At 59.8% G+C, this 12900-nt stretch carries 13 protein-coding genes and 2 pseudogenes; 5 read left to right on the top strand and 10 right to left on the bottom strand.

The annotated features are described in order from the left end of the window. Nucleotide 1: 1 nt before the first annotated feature. Nucleotides 2-1093: an aldehyde dehydrogenase family protein gene (locus ASN_RS16055; protein WP_231948275.1), complete on the bottom strand. Its 1092-nt coding sequence runs from the start codon at nucleotides 1091-1093 to the stop codon at nucleotides 2-4. Between the two features lie 81 nt (nucleotides 1094-1174). On the opposite strand from ASN_RS16055, the gene ASN_RS19760 reads away from it, so the two are divergent. Continuing rightward, the gene (locus ASN_RS19760; RefSeq protein WP_157765203.1) at nucleotides 1175-1573 is read left to right on the top strand and encodes a hypothetical protein; all 399 of its coding nucleotides are present in this window, start codon (nucleotides 1175-1177) and stop codon (nucleotides 1571-1573) included. Here the strand turns inward: ASN_RS19760 and ASN_RS16050 are convergent. Next, nucleotides 1546-1968, bottom strand: a complete 423-nt coding sequence (locus tag ASN_RS16050) for a MerR family transcriptional regulator (protein ID WP_058988797.1) — start codon at nucleotides 1966-1968, stop codon at nucleotides 1546-1548. The two genes, ASN_RS19760 and ASN_RS16050, sit on opposite strands and share 28 nt — an antisense overlap. A 70-nt stretch (nucleotides 1969-2038) precedes the next feature. On the opposite strand from ASN_RS16050, the gene ASN_RS16045 reads away from it, so the two are divergent. After that, the gene (locus ASN_RS16045; protein WP_099048322.1) at nucleotides 2039-2686 is read left to right on the top strand and encodes a cation transporter; all 648 of its coding nucleotides are present in this window, start codon (nucleotides 2039-2041) and stop codon (nucleotides 2684-2686) included. A gap of 28 nt (nucleotides 2687-2714) precedes the next feature. On the opposite strand, the gene ASN_RS16040 is transcribed toward ASN_RS16045, so the two are convergent. Further along, entirely contained in the window at nucleotides 2715-3650 is a 936-nt protein-coding gene (locus ASN_RS16040) for a DUF2493 domain-containing protein (RefSeq protein ID WP_058988795.1), read from the bottom strand. On the opposite strand from ASN_RS16040, the gene ASN_RS16035 reads away from it, so the two are divergent. Further along, on the top strand, nucleotides 3649-3975 hold the full coding sequence (locus ASN_RS16035) for a hypothetical protein (RefSeq protein WP_058988794.1): 327 nt from the start codon (nucleotides 3649-3651) through the stop codon (nucleotides 3973-3975). The two genes, ASN_RS16040 and ASN_RS16035, sit on opposite strands and share 2 nt — an antisense overlap. Here ASN_RS16035 and ASN_RS16030 read toward each other — a convergent pair. Next, nucleotides 3965-4300, bottom strand: a pseudogene (locus tag ASN_RS16030) (toprim domain-containing protein); the annotation flags it as partial. The gene ASN_RS16035 and the pseudogene ASN_RS16030 sit on opposite strands and share 11 nt — an antisense overlap. Nucleotides 4301-4372: 72 nt before the next feature. Here ASN_RS16030 and ASN_RS16025 point away from each other — a divergent pair. Continuing rightward, entirely contained in the window at nucleotides 4373-5749 is a 1377-nt protein-coding gene (locus ASN_RS16025) for an IS1182-like element ISGdi16 family transposase (RefSeq protein WP_058988792.1), read from the top strand. Nucleotides 5750-5822: 73 nt separating this feature from the next. Here the strand turns inward: ASN_RS16025 and ASN_RS16020 are convergent. Next, nucleotides 5823-6572: pseudogene (locus ASN_RS16020) on the bottom strand (DUF7146 domain-containing protein); the annotation flags it as partial. A 92-nt stretch (nucleotides 6573-6664) separates the two neighbouring features. On the opposite strand from ASN_RS16020, the gene ASN_RS16015 reads away from it, so the two are divergent. Next, nucleotides 6665-6940 carry an HU family DNA-binding protein gene (locus tag ASN_RS16015; RefSeq protein ID WP_058988791.1) on the top strand — a complete coding sequence of 92 codons (276 nt, stop codon included), beginning with the start codon at nucleotides 6665-6667 and terminating at the stop codon, nucleotides 6938-6940. Nucleotides 6941-7017: 77 nt separating this feature from the next. Here ASN_RS16015 and ASN_RS16010 read toward each other — a convergent pair whose 3' ends face one another. The 5 genes from ASN_RS16010 to ASN_RS20335 all read right to left on the bottom strand — a co-directional run bounded on the left by ASN_RS16010 (nucleotide 7018) and on the right by ASN_RS20335 (nucleotide 12859). Next, nucleotides 7018-8220: a hypothetical protein gene (locus ASN_RS16010; protein ID WP_058988790.1), complete on the bottom strand. Its 1203-nt coding sequence runs from the start codon at nucleotides 8218-8220 to the stop codon at nucleotides 7018-7020. 137 nt (nucleotides 8221-8357) lie between these two features. Continuing rightward, entirely contained in the window at nucleotides 8358-10439 is a 2082-nt protein-coding gene (locus ASN_RS16005) for a ParB/RepB/Spo0J family partition protein (RefSeq protein WP_058988789.1), read from the bottom strand. A 161-nt stretch (nucleotides 10440-10600) separates the two neighbouring features. After that, nucleotides 10601-11569, bottom strand: coding sequence for a LysR family transcriptional regulator (locus ASN_RS16000; protein ID WP_231948274.1), 969 nt, complete (start codon nucleotides 11567-11569; stop codon nucleotides 10601-10603). A gap of 70 nt (nucleotides 11570-11639) precedes the next feature. Beyond that, entirely contained in the window at nucleotides 11640-12500 is an 861-nt protein-coding gene (locus ASN_RS15995; protein WP_231948273.1) for a c-type cytochrome, read from the bottom strand. Between the two features lie 2 nt (nucleotides 12501-12502). Beyond that, nucleotides 12503-12859: a hypothetical protein gene (locus tag ASN_RS20335; RefSeq protein ID WP_231948272.1), complete on the bottom strand. Its 357-nt coding sequence runs from the start codon at nucleotides 12857-12859 to the stop codon at nucleotides 12503-12505. Nucleotides 12860-12900: the final 41 nt, after the last annotated feature.

The raw sequence follows: 12900 nt of genomic DNA, 5'->3' as shown, positions 1-12900 counted from the left end.
GTCAGAACACCACCTGTGCCAGTTTTACGTCCAGATAATCCAGAATGCCTTCGCTTCCCCCTTCCCGGCCCATGCCGGAGAAATTGGTGCCACCAAAAGGTGCCTCTGCCGCTGCCAGAGCAGCCGAATTGATACCCACCATCCCCGCCTTCAGTTCCGCAATCGTGCGGCGTGCCCGTGTGGGCGAACGGGTAAAAGCGTAGGCAGCAAGCCCCATATCCGATGCATTGGCTCGCGTCAGAACTTCGTCATCACTTGAAAAACGGGTAATGGCGGCAATGGGACCAAAATTTTCTTCAGCCATCACGCGCATATCATCAACCACATGGGTCAACACCGTTGGCTCATAGAAATAGCCACTATTGAACCCTGATGGGCGTTGACCGCCCGTGCGCACCTGCGCGCCACCCGCTACTGCATCGCCAACAATGGCTTCCATTTCCGCCAGGCGGTGCGCATTGATGAGTGGCCCCATACCGACGTTCTCATCCAATCCATCACCTAGCCTGATTGCTTTTGCGCGCCTGACAAAGCCGTCCACAAACGCATCATGTAAGCGGTCATGGATATAAAAACGGTCCGGAGCCACACAAACCTGGCCAGTATTACCAAACTTTGTCTGGGCCGCAGTATTCAGGGCCAAGTCCAAATCCGCATCATCATAAACAATCAGCGGTGCGTTACCGCCCAGTTCCATTGACACTTTCTTCATTGTGTCAGCGGCATCACGGATCATCTGCTGACCGATGCGCGTGGAGCCGGTCAGCGACACCTTCCTCACGACTTTTGTGGCCATAATCGGCCTGTAGGTCGCATCAGTTGTGCCCACAACCAGATTGACCACGCCGGGCGGCAGATTTCCCGCTCGACAGCAGTCAAACATGACCATGGCCGTACCCGGTGTTTGTGAGGATGGACGGGCGATTACGGAACATCCCGCTGCCAGTGCGGGAGCCACCTTGCGGGGGACGGCAGGGCCGGAATTTTCTTGTCTCGCGAGGAATGACGGCGCAGCCGTCAGGGGAAGAAAGTTCTGGAACGCCATTGCGGCCAGCCGATCGAGGCGCAGCCGGTCTTCGGCTAGATCAGCCATTCAACAGAGGCCATGGTGTGCGGACCCGACAGCCCCCCAGGAGATAAGATGCCGACATGACTGGTCCGTCAGGTGGGGAACGTGCGGCACAGAAGAATATCGCGCTCGCCCGGTGCGACCGTCTTCCATGCTGGTGGCGCGGGCTGCGGCCTGACACCAGCCCCCGACTGCCGCGTCCCTGCTGCGAACGGTTCGGGCCGCATCCTCTGGACCCGTCGTTCCAACGAAGGCCTGCCAGCCGGTTGCCCGCTGGACGATCCCTCCTTCGCCATGGCTGTTTCGACCTGTTCACTGGTGAGGAAGGAAGCCATCGCCTCCCTCATCCATCGTCCCCGCAGCCGGACCGGGGAAAGAGGTCACAACCCGCACCCGATCTCTCCGGGCGGAGCCTTTCGTGGCGCGGTCAATCCCATTTGCTCCGACCGGCAGCGCGGGCAATGGGGAGCCAGACGTTACGCCGCCGTCTGGCCGTCCACGTGAGGCTGCAGCGCCTCGATGATCCGGCATTCGGCGACCTTCCCATGCTGACATTGCGCAAGAAGCTGTGTCAGTTCCTGTCGGAGTGTCTGCAGATCCTGAATTCTGCGCTCAATATCCGTGACATGAGCCTGGACAAGTTCGTCCACCTGTTCACACGACCGGGCTTCCTGCCCGGCCAGATCCAACAACTCCCGCACCTGTTCCAGAGAAAAACCGAGTTCACGCGCCCGGCGGATAAAGCCCAGACGTCCCAGATGCGCGCGATCATAAACGCGGTAATTGCCACTGCTCCGGGGTGGATGCGGCAGCAATCCGATGCGTTCATAATACCGGACGGTCTCGACCTTCGTTTCCGTAAGGCGTCCAAGTTCGCCAATCGTATATGTCCGCGTCATGAAACTCTTGACCCTGTAGTGACTACAGGGTGGATATGGGGTGCTCGTCGTTATTTGCGAGAGTGTCGCCATGCCCTGCTGTCATGACTCCTGCTGCCCGAGTTCCACACCTCCTTCGACCAATCATGATGGCCGCCGCTGGCACCGGGCGCTCTGGATCGCCCTGATCGTCAATGGCGGGTTTTTCCTGACCGAGATTGTCGCCGGCGTCATGGCGGGCTCCGCCTCCCTGCAGGCAGATGCGCTCGACTTCTTCGGAGACACCGCGAATTACGCCATCAGCCTCACCGTCACGGGCATAGCGCTGACGTGGCGCAGCCGGGCGGCCCTGCTCAAGGGCGCCACGATGATTGCCTTCGCCCTCTGGGTGCTGGGCAACACACTGTGGCATGCCTGGTCAGGCACTTTGCCGCATGCCGACACCATGGGCCTGATCGGCGCCCTGGCACTGTTGGCCAATGGTGGTGTCGCCCTGATGCTGTACCGTTTCCGCAGCGGAGATGCGAACATGCGTTCGGTCTGGATCTGCTCGCGCAATGACGCCATCGGCAATCTGGCGGTTCTGCTGGCGGCACTCGGAGTCTTCGGCACCGGCACGGGATGGCCGGATATTATCGTGGCCTTCATTATGGGAGGGCTGGGCCTCCATGGCGGCACACAGATTGTGCGTCATGCCATTGCAGAGACCACCAACGCCGGGACGGAACTGGCGGCCTGAAAACGGGCACAGAAGGTTCGGCCGGCGCTCACGCGCCAGCTTCCCTGCGGAACCTCCAGACCGGAATACCCATCTGTTTGGCCTTGTCGGCCAGATTGTCCTGAATGCCCGAGCCCGGGAAGACCATGACGCCGACGGGCAGGACTTTCAGCAGGGCATCGTTCCGCCGGAACGGGGCGGCCTTGCCGTGCCGATTCCAGTCGGGTTTGAAGGCGATCTGCGCGACCTCGCGATGATCGGCCCAGCGGGAGGCGATGAATTCCGCACCCTTGGGCGACCCACCGTGCAGCAGCACCATATCGGGATGCTTCTCGCGCACCTTGTCCAGACGGTTCCAGATCAGGAGATGGTCCTCGTAATCGAGCCCGCCTGTCACCGCGACCTTGGGTCCGGGAGGCACGAGCAGCTCCGTTTCAGCTTTCCTGCGGGCGTTGAGGAAATCACGGCTGTCAATCATGGACGCCGTCAGGGTGCTGCGGCTGACCAGCGAGCCGGAACGCGGCCGCCAGGGCGACATGGTCAGGCGTTCGAACTGGTCACAGGCGAGATCGCGGAAGATCTCGTAGGCATTGCGTCGCTCCAGCAGGGTCAGCCCTTCGGCGATGAGGCGCTCCAGTTCCACCGAGCGGATCTCGCTGCCATCCTGTTCCTGCTGGCTACGTTTCTGCGCCTGCTCGTTGCGGTCAAGATCACGCTCTACCTGCCCGACCATGCGGTGAAAGACGTTGACCGTGGACCAGAGCAACGGTTCGAGATCGGGTTCCAGCCGCGTGTCCGTCAGAGTGGCGGACAGGGCGTCGAAGATATCGGCGACAGCGCCCTCGATCTGGCTGGCGTCGGGCAGCGGCCTTGGGTCCGGCTCGTCCTCAAACGGACGGTGGCCGTAAAGCTGGAGTTCCGCCAGCACATGGGCGGTGGAAGAGGTGGCGTGGGCGGGTTCGAAATCGTCCTGTGGGCGGGTCATGGGTCTGTCCTCCGGTTCTGGCCGCGCCCCTCGCGGCCTTTCCGGGGGCGGACAGCGGCAGACGAAGGCCGGGCCGGAACCGCGCAACGCGCGGCCGGAACGCAGTGGAGGATGGCAGGGAGACGGCTATTTTGCTTCGCGATGCAAAGCGCGGCACGCGCGGCGGAAAATAACCGTCTCCGCCATTGCAGGCCCGGTCTGGCTGACGCCCGCTCCCCTTCCTGAAAGGCCGCGGACGCGCCCCATCCGGAAACAGGACAGCCCCGCGCTACACCGGAAAGAAGACGGACCTCACATCCTCTTCCCGGCCCGCCTCAGTGCGTGACCGGATGCAGGAACCGCACCACGTCCTGCGGGGCAAGCTGGGGATGCAGGATCGCCCGCATCGCCCCACGCCCGAGATAGCGCAGATCATCGTTGAAATCCGCCAGACGCGGTGACAGCACAAGGCACTCGATCCCGGCCTCCTGCGTCCGGGTCTGCAGGGTCGTCACCGCATGGTCTCCGGCCGGATCGTCATCGCGCAGCACGTAGAGGCGGCGCAGCGTGGCCGGAAACGTCATGGCGGCGAGATGCGCCGAGGACAGGCAGGCGGCCAGCGGCAGATCGGGCATGACCTCGCGGAGCGACAGCACTGTCTCGATCCCCTCGATAGTGTTGAAAAAGTCGCGCTTGCTTTGAGAGTGAAGCACTGATTCACTCTTCGCAGGAGGACCCTGCAAATGATGGGTGATCGAACAAAAATACAGGAGGCACTGTTCTACGAGTTCCGTCTTGAAGATCATGTGCCAGCTGGCCACCTTTTGCGTTCAATTGATCGCTTTGTCGATCTGGACGGCCTGCGTGAGCATCTTCGCCCATTTTACAGCGGCACGGGGCGGCCTTCAATCGATCCCGAGCTGATCATCAGGATGTTAATCGTTGGCTACGTGATGGGTATTCGGTCCGAGCGACGGCTATGTGAAGAAGTCCATCTTAACCTGGCCTACCGGTGGTTCTGTGGCCTTGGTCTCAACGGCCCTGTACCTGATCATTCGACATTCTCGAAAAACCGGCACGGACGCTTCCGGGAGAGTGATCTGCTTCGCCAAATGTTCGAAATGACCGTCCGGCAGTGCATCGCCAAGGGACTGGTGGGCGGTGAAGGCTTTGCGGTCGATGCCAGCACGATCAAGGCCGACGCTAATCGGCAGCGCAGTGTTCCGAGCCCAGACAAGCTGCCAATCGAGGCAGCCCATCGTGCTGTGCGGGAGTATTTCTCGGTGCTGGACGATGCTGCATTTGGGTCTGCTACGCCCGTACAACCAAAATATATCTCTCCGGTCGATCCTGCGGCACGTTGGAACGCTGCAAGCGGTGGCCTTGCTTATTATGCCTACTGCACAAATTACCTCATCGACCTTAAATCGGCTGTCATCATGGATGTAGAAACCACGACAGCCATCCGGCAGGCCGAGGTTACGGCGCAACGCAGAATGATAGAGCGTACGCAGGAAACATTTGGAATATGGCCCGAAAGGCTTGCTGCGGATACAGCTTATGGATCCGCTGAAAATCTTGCGTGGCTGGTTCATGAGCGTGGCATAGAACCTCACATTCCGGTCTTCGACAAATCTGCTCGACAGGACGGGACTTTCGAACGCCGAGATTTCACATATGACCACGTGCACGATCTTTACGTCTGTCCTGGAGGACAGCAACTGAAGCAGCAGTGGCGCAAGATCAACTCGGATCAACCAAATGCCCCTCCCGACAACCTACTTCGATACCGTTCGTCGAAACTGGCGTGCGACGTATGCACTCTCAAACCAAAATGCTGCCCCAATCAGCCCAATCGTAAGGTTCTGCGCTCTATTCATGAAGGCGCTCGTGATATGGCCCGCGACATTGCTTTAACCGACGCCTATATTATCTCCAGACGAGAACGAAAGAAGGTCGAAATGCTGTTTGCTCACCTCAAGCGCATTTTGAAGATCGATCGGTTGAGGCTCAGAGGACCAAACGGTGCCCGTGATGAGTTCCATCTCGCCGCAGCTGCCCAAAATCTCCGCAAAATGGCGAAACTGATACCTCCCGGAGCGCCTGCCTTATCCACCTGAGGCAAGAAAGTTGCACTTATGTCGAAGTGGCTTGGCAACACTTCCACTCTTCACCATGAGTTTTTCAACACTATCCCTCGCCTGCCGCCAGAACATCAGAGGCTGCGCCAAAACGCACGGCATGGCCGAGCAGGTCGCCCATCGCCCGACGGGGCATTTCGACGGGTGCCTTGTCCTTTCCGTCCCGTGCCAGCCAGGTGCGATGCACGCCGGTAATGCTGCCGTCGAGGTCGGTCACGGCAGCGATCAGAGCGGGCCAAGTCTCGGTCGGGCTGTCAGCATCGGCGCGATAATAGCAGTCAGGGTGGAAACGCAGCGATGGCAGGTCTCTCAGGCGGCTGAGGTCACGATGGCACAGCCAAATTTCCGCCAGCGTACCGGCCATCGGGCGTGACATCGCCCAGAGCCGTCGTGCGGCATCAGCGGTCCCTGACGCCTGTGGGGTAGCATCGTGGCCAAACGCATGGGAACTACTGCGATCAGAAGCCGGTCGCGGTGCCGGTTGCGGCAGGCAGAGAAAGCGCCGGGCCTCGTCGGCGACATCACGAAAATCCAGCAGCCCGAGGTTTTCGCGGATGATGTCGAGCAGATCGCCATGCTGCCCTGTCGCGCCATCCGTCCATTTTCCCGCACGGCCACGTCCATCCGGTCCCCCATGCAGACGGACATAGAGCGACCGTCCCGGCGTGTTGTGGACATCGCCGACCAGCCAGTAATTGCCATGCCGTCGCCCGGCCGAGAGGTAATGACGGCACACCGCTTCTGCGTTCTCCGCCAGCCTGCGGGCCAGATCGGCGGCATCCCATGGCGGCATGTCTGTCATTGCACCCTCCCTGCAGGCTTGAAGACGCCATAATTCCCCCGTAACGGCAGGAGCAGCGGGTTTCGGCCCGACAGATAACGAAGGATAGTCCCATGAAGATTGCCGATCTGGTCGATCATATCGCCACCACCACCGACACGAGCAAGACCGATACCCGCAAGGTGCTGGACGCTCTGGTCGAAGCGATGACCACTGCCGCCAAGGCCGGTGATGAAATCACCCTGCCGAACTTCGGCAAGTTCAAGGTGAAAGAAGTCGCCGCCCGCGAAGGCCGCAACCCGGCCACGGGTGCGACCATCCAGATCGCAGCCTCGCGCAAGCTGGCCTTCACACCAGCCAAGGCGCTGAAAGACAGCCTGAACGACTGACCTGCCGACAGGCAAAAGGCGGTGGACCCTGTCCGCCGCCCCTTCCCCACCACGCTGGCCTCTGATGATGGGCGCGTTCATCCGACCTTCTCCATCAGCTTGCGTGCCCTGCCCTCCAGATCCAGCCGTGTGTCCTGATTGGTCTTCGTCCGTGCCAGTGCCGTGATCCCCTGCACGAAATCGAACACGCTGTCGGGCTTGCGCCCTTCCTCATGCAAGACCGTTTCGATGATCTTCGTGGTTTCCGGTTTAGAGAACCCGCGACGACGCAGGAAGGTTTCACGATCCTCGTCATTCTTCGCCACCAGCGCCCGGCGTGACGCCTGGATGCCGGAGACGAACGAGGCCGGGCTGGCCGCGGCAAAATTCCGCAGGGCCGGTGTCGCCTGATGCACGAAACGCGAGGCGGCGAACTTGCTATGCCGGATCGTGATCTGTTCGAAATTTTCGATGCCCCAGAGCATTCTATTTTCACACACTCGGCGCAGATAAAACGACGCAATACCGAGACTTTTACTTCCGACTTCTGAATTCCAGGCATAGAACCCCCGGAAGTAGAGATCGGGGTCGCCGTTGGGCAGGCGTCCGGCCTCGATCGGGTGGGTATCGTCGACCAAAAACAGAAACACGTCCCTGTCTGATGCATACAGCGTGGTCGTTTCCTTGGTGATATCGACATAGGGGTTATGGGTCATGGTCGCCCAGTCGATGACGCCCGGCACCTTCCAGTTGGTATCGCCTGTGCCGTCGCCGGCGATCTTGCGCACCGCGCCGACCAGTTCATGATCCCAGATGCGGCCGTAATCGGGGCCGGTCACGGCGCGCAGTTCCACCCGACCGTCTTCGGTTTCCAGCGTTTTGACCAGTTCGGCCCGGTGCGACAGCAGGCCGTGCTGCAAGTTGATCGCCGCCAGTGGCGCGGGAAGATTGCGCAGATAGGACGACGGCGCACCGGCCAGACTGCACATCTGGCCAAAGGACCAGTGGGTCGGTGCGATTGGCTCATGCTGTCCCGGAACGGTCAAAGTCAGGCGCTCGGCATTGTCGCGCGCGGCCTCCACGCGAATGGCGCGGCTTTCCACCGTGCGGGCCGTGGCCCGATCCGCGCGCGTCAGGGTCGCAGCGTGCAGATCTGACAGCGAGAGATACCGCTCGTCATCGGGGCGCGAGAACCATTCGGACGATACGCGGGCGCTACGCTCCCCACGCGAAGGATCGATCCGGAAGCCGCCGGACGCGGCGCCACGGGACGCCGGGGGCAGGATGGTGGTCGTGGTCATGGAAAACTCTCCTCTATGCCGGTTATTCGGCACAGAAGGCGAAGCCGACCTCTCCCTCTTTCCGGGGCGCCAGACATGAAAAAAGCGGCTTCCGGGCACCGGAAGCCGCTGTCTCAAAGTTCCTGACCTCATAAAGGCTACTCGGCGGCGATGGCCTCCATACCCTCGTCCACCGTTGCCGTTTCAACCGGCACCTGCTCTGCACCTCCTGCCGTGCGCAACGCCTCGGGAAGCCAGCCCGAACCTTCCAGCAGCCGCTCGGCCTCGCGCGCCATGTCGGGCTTTTTCAGGTGGGCAATGCGCTCGGCCGCCTCGTCACCGCGTGCTTCGCGCACAGCCTGCAGGATGCGGGCCTTGGTCACCCGGCCGAGATAGTTCTCGACCGTGGGTTGCCAGCCTGCCTCGACCAGATCGAGGCTGAGGGCCGATGCCAGTCGGTCTGCCCGCTTCAGACGCTCGGTCACGCTGCGCTGGGACACCGCGCCATAGGCGGGCATGCGCTCATAGAGTGCATTGACCCCGAAGGAGAGGCAATGGGCCAGTAATGCCATGCGGCTGGCATCGTCCAGGCCGTCGATCCAGCGCCACAGCGCATCCTCGTCATCCGGCAGATCATGCTTCCAACCCTCGTTGCGCTGGCGCAGCGCATGGGCCGGCACGCTGCCCGGCATGTCGGGCGAATGGACCGGCAGGGAAATTTCCCGGACATAGGCTTCCAGGCAATCCGCGCCCGGCGTCTGCCAGCAAACATCGCGCACCAAGGTGTGCAGCAGTTCGGTCAGGGCGATGTGCGGGTTGCCAGCGAAAGCATCCCGCAGGGCCAGCGTGCGCCAAGCCGTCAGTTCGGTGAGCAACCGGTCGGGCAGCGACTTGATCCCGTCTTCTTCTTCGGGTTCAACGTCGGGAGAGATGCTGTAGCCCTCCCCGCCCACATCGCCGCCATCATCTGCAATACGTGCATCTCGCCCATCATACGCGGGGTGATCGTATTCATCCGAACCATCGGCATTCTCGATCTCAGCAGGGTCGGCCGGCATGTCCTCTGGTAATACGAAGCCCCGCTCCACCTGCAGCGTGCCATCGCTGGCAAGGCTGACGAACGCGCCGGCCCGCGCCATGTCAGCGGGATCGAACGCCAGAGGCCGTTCTTCCAGGGCAAGGATGGCATGTTCGATCTCGCCCAGCCGTGCATCCACCTCATCGGGGTATTCATCGGCCTGGGCATATTCAGCCTCGATGGCTTCCTGCTCGGCACGCAGAGCGTCGAGAAGGGCCGTTTCTTCATTGGACAGCGGCACTCCCGTGCCCTCGATTTCCGCGAATTGCCGTGTGTGGCCCCATGGGAAAGACAGGGCCGTCTCGACCCATTTCCAGCCCTCGGCGCGGATATCCTCTGCGGCTGCATGCAGTTTTTCCATGACCAGCCGATCCAGAATAGCCGGATCCTGCAGCCAGCCACCATCATCGGCTTCGAACAGGTCGCGCATGATAGGACCACCGGCCGCGAGATAGGCGTCCAGTCCGACAAAGCGTACGCGGCGATCCGAGGCCCGCACGGTCTTTTCTGTCAGCATGCGGCGGATGACATAAGGTTCACGGTTATGGCTCTGGGACACGATGTCCCAGACCTGTTCCTGGCGGGTATGGTCATCGCTGACGGAAAAGGCCATCAGCTGTTCCAGCTTCATGCCATCCTGCTCGTAGATATCCAGCAGTTTGTCGGACACGGTCATCAGCCGCAAACGCTGTTTGACCACGGTGGGCGCCACGAAAAACGCTGCGGCGATTTCCTCCTCGGACATGCCCTTCTCCAGCATGTCACGGAAGGCGCGGAACTGGTCCAGCGGGTGCAGGGCCACGCGCTGGACGTTCTCGGCCAGGGAATCATCCTCGGCGAGAATGGCCGATCCGGCCTCGCGGACCACGCACGGCACGGGTGCCGTCTTCGCGAGTTTCTTCTGCTTCACCAGCAGTTCGAGCGCACGGAAGCGTCGTCCGCCAGCGGGGACTTCATAGGTACCGGTCTCGGTTCCTTCGCCGTCAAGAACGGGGCGGACGTTCAGGCTCTGCAGCAGCCCGCGGCGCTCGATATCGCGGGCCAGTTCCTCAATCGACAGGCCGGACTTCACACGCCGCACGTTGGACTGGGACAGCACCAACCGGTTGAACGGGATGTCGCGGGACGAACTCAACGTAATTTTCGGAATAGCGGTCGCCATGGCGAAAACTCCATGACGGGCGGACGGGAGACTCTCTCCCACCCTCTCAACCCGTCACGAAAATTCCCGCAATCCTCTGACTCTGACGGAAAAATTGGAGCATCCTGCGAAACGACCGCTACAAAAAAGCTCCTATGACTGACCACAAACACAGGCTGAGATTAGCTTGCTAATGACCGATCAAAATTCACTGTTTTTCCCAAATGATCAGACAACATATCGATCGTTAAACTGAGGCGAGCCGACATAAACTTCGTTTCCGGCCAGATCGCATAAATATCCTGAGATGCCAAAGGCAATTTCTCCAGAAGTGGGACAAGTCGCCCTTCCTTGAGATGATTATGAATGAGCCAGCGTGGTAAGCAGGCAACGCCCATGCCTCGAAGAGCGGCGTCAGCCATTGCTTCCTGATTATCAAATTGCAGCCGCCATTTAGGGGGAAGTTTGAACTCCGTGACACCGGTATCGCAAAAATTCCACAAGCATGGCTGTTCATTTTTCCAATAAACCAAAGCATCGTGATGTCGAATATCTTCCAGAGTATAAATTGGACCACATCGTGCCAAATAAGAAGGCGACGCACATAGTACTTTATTTTGAATAGCGATCTTGCGCACATTCAGATAACTAGGTAGCTCGCGGTCCAGTCCGTTACGAACAGCCAGGTCAAACCGTTCGGCGACAAGATTCTGTTCTAAATCTGAAAAACGGAGATCCAACTCCAGTTCTTCGTACTCGCTAGCCAGATCGAGCAGGAATGGTTCCACACAATATCTACCGAGCAAAGTCGGCATGATTATTTTCAATTTACCTCGGACATTAAACCGTCCAAACTCCAGCACAGATTGACCTGCTCGAACCTCTTCAAGGGCACGAACACATCTCTCGTAATAAATATGGCCTTCTTCCGTCAGGTTGTGTCGACGGGTCGTGCGCTGGAAAAGCTTTATCCCTAATCTTTCCTCAATACGTCCAATCGTTTTTGCAACAGCCGAGCGTGAAAGCGACAGGCGTTCAGCAGCCTTGGCGAACCCCCCAGCTTCGACAACCTCCAAGAAAACACTGATGCCTTCGAAATCATCTCTCATGTGAACAATCATCAGTACATTACTGATATTTTTGAGTTTCATTAATCGAAAAATCTATCAATTCATAAAATTTCTTCTCGCAGATACGTTGATCGGCGAGAGACCATATGAATCAATGAGTTTTCAAAATAACCGGGCTGCTGCTGGCTGAAACGGTCTGCTTCCTTAGTTTTTTGACATCCCCCCTCGTCACGGGAGGCTGCCGGTTTCCCCATGACGAGCGGACAAAGGTCAGCACGTCCGCAATTTCCCCATCGGAAAGCTGCGCGCGATATGACGGCATCCGATAGGAATCCGGCACTCCGGCCGCAACGACACGGCCAGATCCGTTAAGTGTGACGTTGATGGAGGAGGAACTGTCCGGCACCAGAGACGAAGCTGCTCCTGCCAACGGCGGCACCCATTGCCCCTGCCCGCGCCCATCCGCCCCATGACAGAAGCTGCACTTCGCCATGTAGGTCTGCGCACCCGGGATGCTCTGTCGTGCTGCGGGTTGGAGAGACGCAGCCTGTGTCGGCTCATACTGCCACGGCGCTCCGTCTCCTTGCTGATCGCCTGGCAGAGACTTGAGATAGTGTGCCACAGCCCGCAGATCATCATCCGAGAAAAACTGTGTCGAGTTGTTGAAAGCCTCTGTCATGGAGCCGAACACGACGACATGGTCGTTCCGGCCGGTCTTGAGAAAACGGAAGACATCGTCCTCGCTCCACCGACCCAGACCCGTGTTGGCATCGTTGCGCAGGCTGGGCGCAAACCAGCCATCGATCAGAGCCCCGGAGACAAAGGCCGCACTATGACTGTCTGTCCCCTTTTCGTTGAAGGCCAGACTTCGCGGTGTATGACAGGCCCCGCAGTGCCCCGCCCCTTCAACAAGATAGGCCCCCCGGTTCCATTGGGCATCTTTGGAGGCGTCCGGGCGATAAACGTCTGACGGTGCAAAAACCACATTCCAGAAAGCCAGAGGCCAGCGCATGTTCAGCGGCCAGGGGATCGTGCTTTTCCGGTTTTGTCGAAATCCGTCAGCGTATAGGCACCGATTCCCGTCTCACGATCAGGCGTGATGTTCGTGGCGAAGATTGCGCCCATCGGCGTCACCATCTTCAGGCCCCCGGTATAGGCTGCCCCACCCGGCACACTGTGACAGGCCACACAATCCGTCAGACGGGAAACATACTCCCCTCGCGCCACGAGCTGCGCCGACGGCTCCCCCTGAGAACCGGTTTTCTCAAAGGACGACGCAGGGAGGCGGGTCACGAACCATGCCGTTCCCGCAGCCAGAACAGCCGACGCAGGGATCACGACTGCGAAAATTTTCTTCAGGCGGTTAGTCATGTTCAGTTCCGCACTCTTTCTACTGCACGCGGGACGTGCCA

It is taken from the genome of Acetobacter senegalensis (genome assembly GCF_001499615.1).
Lineage (GTDB): Bacteria > Pseudomonadota > Alphaproteobacteria > Acetobacterales > Acetobacteraceae > Acetobacter > Acetobacter senegalensis.
Note: the sequence above shows the minus strand (reverse complement) of the source record. Positions and strands in the feature narration are given on the sequence as shown.

Bases quoted from the DNA above. Each gene is read 5' to 3' on its own strand.
- ASN_RS16055 (WP_231948275.1), bottom strand. From the start codon at position 1,093: ATGGCTGATCTAGCCGAAGACCGGCTGCGCCTCGATCGGCTGGCCGCA.
- ASN_RS16050 (WP_058988797.1), bottom strand. From the start codon at position 1,968: ATGACGCGGACATATACGATTGGCGAACTTGGACGCCTTACGGAAACG.
- ASN_RS16045 (WP_099048322.1), top strand. From the start codon at position 2,039: ATGCCCTGCTGTCATGACTCCTGCTGCCCGAGTTCCACACCTCCTTCG.
- ASN_RS16035 (WP_058988794.1), top strand. From the start codon at position 3,649: ATGGGTCTGTCCTCCGGTTCTGGCCGCGCCCCTCGCGGCCTTTCCGGG.
- ASN_RS16040 (WP_058988795.1), bottom strand. From the start codon at position 3,650: ATGACCCGCCCACAGGACGATTTCGAACCCGCCCACGCCACCTCTTCC.
- ASN_RS16025 (WP_058988792.1), top strand. From the start codon at position 4,373: ATGATGGGTGATCGAACAAAAATACAGGAGGCACTGTTCTACGAGTTC.
- ASN_RS16015 (WP_058988791.1), top strand. From the start codon at position 6,665: ATGAAGATTGCCGATCTGGTCGATCATATCGCCACCACCACCGACACG.
- ASN_RS16010 (WP_058988790.1), bottom strand. From the start codon at position 8,220: ATGACCACGACCACCATCCTGCCCCCGGCGTCCCGTGGCGCCGCGTCC.
- ASN_RS16005 (WP_058988789.1), bottom strand. From the start codon at position 10,439: ATGGCGACCGCTATTCCGAAAATTACGTTGAGTTCGTCCCGCGACATC.
- ASN_RS16000 (WP_231948274.1), bottom strand. From the start codon at position 11,569: ATGAAACTCAAAAATATCAGTAATGTACTGATGATTGTTCACATGAGA.
- ASN_RS15995 (WP_231948273.1), bottom strand. From the start codon at position 12,500: ATGCGCTGGCCTCTGGCTTTCTGGAATGTGGTTTTTGCACCGTCAGAC.
- ASN_RS20335 (WP_231948272.1), bottom strand. From the start codon at position 12,859: ATGACTAACCGCCTGAAGAAAATTTTCGCAGTCGTGATCCCTGCGTCG.